The sequence below is a fragment of the Desulfobacula phenolica genome (assembly GCF_900105645.1).
Classification (GTDB): Bacteria; Desulfobacterota; Desulfobacteria; order Desulfobacterales; family Desulfobacteraceae; genus Desulfobacula; species Desulfobacula toluolica.
Window position 1 is genome coordinate 129,405 of sequence record NZ_FNLL01000013.1, and the last position, 8,001, is coordinate 137,405.

At 39.1% G+C, this 8,001-nt stretch carries 6 protein-coding genes; 5 read left to right on the forward strand and 1 reads right to left on the reverse strand.

Going from position 1 to position 8,001, the window contains the following annotated elements; genetic code table 11:
- The first annotated feature begins 4 nt into the window (after nucleotides 1-4).
- The 5 genes from BLT94_RS18665 to BLT94_RS18685 all read left to right on the forward strand — a co-directional run bounded on the left by BLT94_RS18665 (nucleotide 5) and on the right by BLT94_RS18685 (nucleotide 7,495).
- Nucleotides 5-2,413, forward strand: coding sequence for a 3-hydroxyacyl-CoA dehydrogenase/enoyl-CoA hydratase family protein (locus tag BLT94_RS18665; RefSeq protein ID WP_092237499.1), 2,409 nt, complete (start codon nucleotides 5-7; stop codon nucleotides 2,411-2,413).
- Between the two features lie 15 nt (nucleotides 2,414-2,428).
- A complete protein-coding gene (locus tag BLT94_RS18670; RefSeq protein WP_092237501.1) occupies nucleotides 2,429-3,607 on the forward strand; it encodes a thiolase family protein in 1,179 nt (392 codons plus the stop codon).
- Nucleotides 3,608-4,201: 594 nt separating this feature from the next.
- Entirely contained in the window at nucleotides 4,202-5,518 is a 1,317-nt protein-coding gene (locus BLT94_RS18675; RefSeq protein ID WP_014955697.1) for a DUF262 domain-containing protein, read from the forward strand.
- A 1-nt stretch (nucleotide 5,519) separates the two neighbouring features.
- Nucleotides 5,520-6,605 (forward strand): AAA family ATPase, encoded by a 1,086-nt coding sequence (locus BLT94_RS18680; protein WP_092237515.1) that lies wholly within the window; start codon nucleotides 5,520-5,522, stop codon nucleotides 6,603-6,605.
- Complete coding sequence (locus tag BLT94_RS18685; RefSeq protein ID WP_092237503.1) at nucleotides 6,605-7,495, forward strand: hypothetical protein; 891 nt, start codon at nucleotides 6,605-6,607, stop codon at nucleotides 7,493-7,495. The genes BLT94_RS18680 and BLT94_RS18685 overlap by 1 nt, the downstream gene beginning before the upstream one ends.
- Before the next feature lie 277 nt (nucleotides 7,496-7,772).
- Here BLT94_RS18685 and BLT94_RS18690 read toward each other — a convergent pair.
- Nucleotides 7,773-8,001, reverse strand: a 229-nt coding sequence (locus tag BLT94_RS18690; protein ID WP_175530412.1) for a tyrosine-type recombinase/integrase, incomplete at its 5' end; no start/stop codon positions are given.

Here is an 8,001-nt window from a genome sequence, read left to right on the forward strand (position 1 = left end):
AATCATGATAAGAAAAATCAGAAAGGCTGCGGTTATCGGGTCCGGGATCATGGGAGGCGGGATTGCGGCCCTTCTTGCAGGTGCCGGAGTAAATGTGCAGTTGTTGGATATAGTTCCTTTTGATCTCAAAGAGGATGAAAAAACTGACCCGGCTGCCCGTAACCGGATTGTAAATGCAGGCCTTGAGGCATCACTGGCGTCATCTCCTGCTTTGTTTTTCAATAAAAAAGATGCCGGGCGGATTAAAACCGGAAATCTTGAAGATGACATCCAAAACATTAGTGAATGCGACTGGATCATTGAGGTTGTTGTTGAAAACCTGGGCATTAAAAGAGATCTTTTCGCAAAAATTGAAAAATTGAGAAAACCCGGTTCAATTGTTTCTTCAAATACTTCAGGCATCCCTTTAAAAGATATTTGCAAGGGGTTTTCCAAAGAGTTCAAGCGACATTTTATGGGAACTCATTTTTTTAACCCTGTTCGCTATATGCACCTGCTTGAACTGATACCGGGTGCGGACACCCTTCCTGAAATTCTTGACTTTATTGCCGCGTTTGGCGAAAAAAATCTGGGCAAGGGTATTGTCTGGGCAAAAGATACGCCTAATTTTGTGGGAAACAGGATCGGCATTCAGGAGATCGGGGCCATCATGAACGCCATGGAAGAGGACGGTTTGACCATTGCCGAAGTGGATGCCATATTCGGCCCTGCCCTTGGCCGCCCGAAAACTGCTATTTTCAGGCTGGCTGATCTGGTTGGCCTGGATACGATTGTGCATGTGTGTAAAAATTCTTACGATCTTTGCCCTGATGATGAACAAAGACAGGCTCTGGTGCTGCCGGATTTTGTAAAAACCATGGTGGATAAAAATCTTCTGGGCAACAAAACCGGGGCGGGATTTTATAAAACAGAACTGACACCGGAATGGAAAAAAATCAGAAAGATATTGAATCCGTCAACCATGGAATATCAAGATCTGGTAAGACCAACATTTCCCTGTCTTGATGCGGCAAAGAAAAAAGAAACCTTAAAAGAAAAAATAGACTGCGTTCTTAACGGAGAGGACAAAGGGGGTAAATTTGCCTGGAAAATGGCGACCAATAGTTTTTTGTATGCAGCCAACAGGGTTCCGGAAATTGCCGATACGATTGTTGAAATCGACAATGCCATGAAATGGGGATACAATTTTGAAATGGGTCCGTTTGAACTCTGGGATGCCTATGGAGTTAAGGCTGCTGTTAAACGGATGGAAAAACAGGATCTTAAAGTACCGGCACATATAAAGAAGATGCTGGAAAAAGGCAATACCTGTTTTTATAAACTAGAAAGAGGCATTCAATATTATTATGATTTTGTATCTGATGCTTATAAACCAGTGCCTGCCGGCAAAAACATGGTTTCCATTGCAGCTGCCAAAGGCAACCGCAAGACAGTAATGGAAAATAATTCTGCCAGTCTCGTGGACATTGGTGACGATGTCTTTTGTGTTGAATTTCATACCAAAATGAATGCAATTAATGAAGAGATTGTTGATTTGATGGGAGATGCCCTTGATTATGTGGATAAAAACGGGGCAGGGCTTGTTATTGGAAATCAAGCCGGGGGAGTGCCGGGTGCTTTTTCGGCTGGGGCTGATCTTGCGTTTATTTCAAGGCTCTGTCATGAAAAAAAATATGCTGAAATTGACGTTTTTCTGAAAAAAGCTCAAGCAGGCGTTCAAAGGATAAAATATGCGGCTTTCCCGGTTGTGGCGGCTCCTTACGGTATGGTGCTGGGCGGCGGTTGCGAAATCTGCCTGGGGGCAGACAGAATCGTAGCCCATGCCGAGCTTTACATGGGGCTTGTGGAGATCGGTGTAGGCCTGCTTCCGGCAGGCGGCGGCACCATGAACCTGTGGAAAAAATATATCACTGCCCTGCCGGCCAAGACTGCCAAGGACACTGACCTTGCTAAATTTTTTGTCCCTGCCTTTATGAACATCGCAATGGCATCCGTTTCAATGTCGGCAGCCCAGGCAAGGGGAAACGGTTTTCTTGGCCAGGCCGACAGAATAGTCTTTAATCGTGACAACCTTATCGGCGAAGCAAAAAAAGAAGTCCTGAAAATGGTGGATGACGGATATATTCCTCCGGCCAGACAACCCCTTATTGTCATGGGAGATGCGGGCCAGGGCATGGTGAATGCGGAAATTTTCAACCTGCTCAACGGCAAACTCATGAGTGAACATGATGCCTTTCTTGCCCGGCGGATAGCCTATGTGATGGGTGGAGGTGATGTGAAGACCGGCAGTACTGTTGATGAAGACACCATCTTGAAACTTGAAAGGGATGCATTTGCTGATTTTTGCAAACAGGAAAAAACCATTGCCCGCATTGATCACATGCTTAAAACCGGCAAGCCACTCAGAAACTAAAGGAGGACATAAGTCATGAGAGACGCATACATTGTACAATCGGTCAGAACCCCCGGCTGCAAACAAAAAAAAGGCCAGTTCAGCCAGACAAGACCTGAAGAACTTATCTCCTTTATCATGAGGTCTGCTGTTGAAAGAACGCAAAACCTTACCCCTGAATTTATTGATGATGTTATGCTCGGCTGTGCATTTCCTGAAGCGGAACAGGGGTTTAACCTTGGCAGGATTGCGGTTCAGATGGCGGGATTTCCCGACAAAGTATCAGGTGCAACCATTAACCGTTTATGTGCATCAGGCCTTGAAGCCATTGCACTTGCGTCCATCAGAATTCAGATGGGATGGGCTGATGTGACAATGGGTGCGGGTGTTGAGTCCATGACCTTTGTTCCCATGGCGGGAAACCTTCCCCGTCCTCATCCTGAGTATTCTTTGATTCATCCTGAAATGTATGTATCAATGGGCATTACTGCGGAAAATGTCGCGGTTCGTTACCAGATATCCAGGGAAGACCAGGATGCGTTTGCGGCAAATTCTCAGAAAAAGGCTGCAAATGCCAGGGACAATGGCTTGTTTACGGAAATAGTTCCCACCCCGGCCTGTCGCTATGTCAAGCAGGCGGACGGAACATACCAAAAAGAACACTTTATTGTTGAACACGATGATGGTATACGCGTTTCCACGGTTGAGGACTTGAAAAAACTTCGACCGGTTTTTTGTGGCACAGGCAGTGTCACGGCAGGCAATGCCTCACAGATGACGGACGGTGCCGCTGCCACCATTATCGCATCAAAAGAAAAATGTGACGAGCTGGGGCTGACACCCATTGCAAAGCTTATTTCCTATGCGACCATTGGCTGCAAATCCGATGAAATGGGTGTGGGGCCACGCTATGCCATTCCAAAGGTACTCAAACAGGCAGGGCTTTCCATCGGCGATATTGATGTTTACGAAATAAATGAAGCCTTTGCGTCCCAGGCCGTTTACTGCATCAGGGAACTTAAGCTTGTTGCCTATATGGACAGAATCAATATTCACGGCGGTGCCATTGCATTGGGCCATCCTCTGGGATGTACCGGTGCAAAGTTGACTGCCACCTGCCTTGCCAACCTCAAACAGGTCAATGGAAAATACGGTATTGTTTCCATGTGTATTGGGGGCGGTATGGGGGCTGCGGCCATATTTGAAAGACTATGATTTATAGGCTACTTGTTCCATAAAAAAGGGCTGTTTCCACAAAGAGAGTGGAAACAGCCCTTTTTTTTAACTTTTTTATTATTTGTTTGGCTTTATCATGATGTCTCATTTGCGTTTTGTCAGTTGATTGCTTTAAAAACCGTAACACCAATTCAAGTAATTTGTATGCTTCTTTACAACAATAATTTATTTTGATACTGAATTACGGATCATTCTTTATATGTTTCAAGACGGATATCATTCAAATATAAAGGATATGCGGAACCGTATAATTACTTGTTGGAGTGTTAATTGCGAGATTTGGATAAAAGATGCATAATTAAAGGTCTTGGTATCGGATTCCGTCCGTCACAGTTTCTGCGTGGTTTGAAACTTGTAGTTCTTTGTAATGTCCACCATAAAAAGGCGGGTTCAGTGAATATGAAGTTATGCCATGGCTAAAGAAACAAACTACACAGTGAAGAAAAGATACTGGTTGACGGCGCACTTGATATGATCGGTTCTACCTTAATTTTAATTTCAGTACCGCATATCAGACCGTTATTAGATTATTATGTAAGTTTTTTTGCTTGATGAAAATTTGGAAAAAATGTGATGGAAAAAAATATAAAAATAGAACTTACCGAGAATACGTTTGACTTTCTTTCAAAAACATTACCTGAAAACATCATCGGTAAACTCAAACCCATTGAGGCACAAGTTTACAATAGTTTTGATGTGTTTTCTTCAATTTTAAAAGGGTTGTTAGGTGATGACTTTGAGGAGTATAAAGATACTATACTTAATTATGCAGTACAAATTGAAAGCGATGAGGATACACTACAACAAGATACTTATATTAACGAAAACGGTAAAACTTCAATTTACCCTTATGACCTCTCAAAAGCCGATATTGACATTCGCGAAGATCCGCAAACTGTTTATGAATTAGTGAAAAGAAAATGGGATAGAGATTTAATTCAAATGCCGGATTTCCAGAGAAAATACGTTTGGAAACCTGAACAGCAAAGTTTATTCATTGAATCTGTTTTACTTAATTTTCCTTTACCACCACTTTATATAAATAAAGATACAAAAGGAAAATATATTGTTGTTGACGGCAGACAACGAATTACAACTTTAAGACGTTTCTTGAAAAACGAGTTTAAATTGCAAGGTTTACGAGCATTTCCGGAATTGAACGGAAAAAATTTTGAAGAGTTAATTGCTATAAATTCGGAATATCAAACAAAAATAGAAGACAAGAAACTGCTGGTTTATCTTATTCAGCCCACTGTTCCAATGGAAATGGTTTATGATATTTTTAACCGCATTAATACTGGTGGAACCCAGTTGGAGCGACAGGAAATTCGGAATTGTATTTATTTAGGCAAAGCAACTGATTTTTTGAAAAAATTGGCTGGTAAGGAGATTTTTAAAGAAGCCATTGATAACGGTATTTCAGACAACAGAGCCAAAGACCAGGAAGCCATATTGCGCTTTTTGGCTTTCAGAATATTTGACTACACATTAGAATACAAAAACAGCATGAATGATTTTGTTGAAAATGCAATGAAACACATTAACGGCAATTACAGTAATGACAAATTGTTGCAGCTTGAAAACGAGTTTGATAAAGCCATGCAATACACGTTGGACTTTTTTGAAAAGAATAATTTCAGAGTCCCAACAGAAAACACAAGAGGACGGGTTAATATTGCTATCTTTGAAACAGTTGCAGGATTTTTTGCATCAAAAAGCGAAGAGTTTCTATTACATAATAAGGCACAGATAAAAGCCAATTATTCGATTTTGATTAAAAACGAGGCTTATATTGATGCTGTAAGGTTTTCAACTGGTGACAAAAGACGTGTTACGACCCGTTTTGATATTGCTTTTGATATGCTAAACCTTGAATGTGAGAATGTATAAAATGATAAATTCCACGCGACTAAAAAATTTCAAAACCTTTAAAAATGAGACTGTTTTTAATGTTTCACAACTTAACCTGTTAACAGGAATTAACGGCAGAGGAAAATCTTCTTATTTGCAAAGCCTGTTATTAATACGCCAATCGCTTGAAGAGCACGGTAATCTTAATAAAGTAATATTTAATGGCTCATGTGTTAATTTAGGATCGTTTCGTGATGTAAAAAATAGATATACAGGTAATGACACAAAAATTGAAATTTCGCATTCGGGTCCCAAAGGAAAAATTGAACTTATAATGAACCGAAGCGAATACGATGATATGGTAGGAACTCCTGGAAATACAACCAGTGAAATACTTAACGATTTTAAAAATATTCACTATATAGCAGCAGACAGAATCGGCCCACAGGAATTTTACCTGAAATCTACCTTACCCGAATTTATCAATGTAGGTACAAAAGGCGAATTTGTAGGCAATGTTTTATTGCAAAAAAAATCGGATTTGATTCATGACAATTTAATTTGTAACCCCAACAGTTCACACGATTTAGAATTGCAAACCGGCGAGTGGCTATCAAAAATACTGGACACGGAAAATGTCAAAGTATTTGCTACCAATGAAGAAAGTAGCCGGGTAATTACATTTTTATTTGGTTTTGGACAATTAAAATTCCGGCCTGCAAATGTTGGATTTGGCTATACGTACATATTGCCTATAATTGTATCTGGCTTGATTGCAAAAGAAGGTGAAATTCTGATAGTTGAGAATCCCGAATCACACCTGCATCCCAAAGCACAATCAAATTTAGTTTATTTTCTGTCGATTGTGGCATCTTGTGGCGTGCAGGTTTTTATTGAATCACATAGTGAACATATTCTAAACGGTATACGTATCTGCGCATTGAATGATAAAATCGATATCACGCACAACGACATATCGATATTTTACTTTGAAGATGATCATGACGAACCGTATAAAAAACTGAATATAAAATCAAATGGAAAAATTGACAATTGGGTTGAGGGCTTTTTCGATCAACAAGAAATTGATTTGGCGGAAATTTTTAAACTTTCAAGAAAAAAATAATGCAATTTGAATTCTACATAGTCAATCATTCGTTTGAATATCGGGACGGAATTTCCAAAGAAAAGATTGAGAATAAAATAAAATCTTTATCAAACGATTATGATTACATCAGGCAATATAAAGAAACAGACAAGATATATGTAAACCCTGATATTTACGATGCCATTATTTTTCCTGAACTAACAATTTGTGATTTTCTCTATTCCCCCAAAGGGCGTAAAAATTTCGACAGGGATACAATTGCATTTCTAAGTAATATCATTGACAAGTCAGAAGAAACAAGTCTGACTTCTAAAGAAATAGTTGGCGATTTACTACCCAAACATAATGAAAATAAAGTCTATGGTTTGTTGTGTTTGCACCGGTTAGATGGTATTGATGCAGAATATCTTGTGTATAATAAAAATAACTGGTTAAATTTCCACCGCTATTTTCTTAGTATTTACTCACACGATGCCCTTTTTTTTATTGATGAATGTAAAAAATATTATCCTGATTTGTATTTTCATGAAAATAATTATCAATCAATAAAAGCCCTTATAAGCAATAGTATTAAAACAGTTGTTCACTATCTGAATGGGTTGAGCAATAACTTCTTGAAATGCAAACAGGAAACAAATAACAGAATTGACTTGCTCAAAAAATTCAATTCTATTTCAAATTTCGATTTAGATGCTTCACCCGAAGGTGATGTAAGCCGCAAAAAAGAACTGACATTTTATTTTATAAACAACCATAAAAAAGATGTTCCGGTTTATTGCGAACTACACTTAAAATTACTGTATGACGATACCAGAAAAGTAAAACAAAACCGCATCTATTTTCACGAGGGAAAAGAGGATATTGAAGAAGGTAAAATATTAATCGGACATATCGGGAAACATTTGTAATCCACCGATTAAAATTATGATATAGAGTTTTATATCCAGTAGATTCATCTGGTGAAATCGATGATTTGCAGCGAACCGCGCGGTCAGAACAAAAGTTATGTGCAATTGGAAGGTGCCTGAAGTAAAAAGATAAGAAAAACTCCGTTCAGTAACGAACAGTGGCATAAATTTATTTCTATGGCAACACCTAAAATCTATAAAAAATGAATTTTAAGCGCACTGATCCATAAAAACAGATATTTTTAAAAAAACAAGTAATATCCAGATCGTATTCCGGCTATGTGCGAAGCTCTTGAAAACTAAAAATAACACCTCCGTTTTTTATAAGCTCATTCATAAAAATGACGCCGGGTAGTTTTTCCATTGCCTGCCGTACTTTTTGCATTGAAGGATGGATATAAATTTCGGTGCTTCTCGTTGTTGAATGTCCCATTAAGCTTTTAATCACAAGCATATCCACTTCTTGATCATTGAGATGGGAGGCAAAGGAATGGCGCAGAGTATGA